At 39.8% G+C, this 266-nt stretch carries 1 rRNA gene; it reads right to left on the bottom strand.

What is annotated here, in order from left to right:
* Positions 1-109 (bottom strand): 23S ribosomal RNA (locus M3226_RS31915); the annotation flags it as partial.
* Between the last annotated feature and the right edge of the window lie 157 nt (positions 110-266).

The raw sequence follows: 266 nt of genomic DNA, 5'->3' as shown, positions 1-266 counted from the left end.
CTCCGGATCAAAGCTTACTTACAGCTCCCCGAAGCATATCGGTGTTAGTCCCGTCCTTCATCGGCTCCTAGTGCCAAGGCATTCACCGTGCGCCCTTTCTAACTTAACCTAAAAGGTTTTACTCTAATTTAATAGAGAGTATTCTAAAATGGCGATTTTACTCGGTTTTTACTTGGTTTCTTCTATACAATTATCTAGTTTTCAAAGAACGAATTTACCTTGAGAGAATTGCTCCCTCAAAACTAAACAAACAAAAAGCGGTCAAC

It is taken from the genome of Neobacillus cucumis (genome assembly GCF_023715505.1).
The sequence above is the reverse complement of the archived record's forward strand: the minus strand, read 5'-3'. Positions and strand labels throughout refer to the sequence as shown.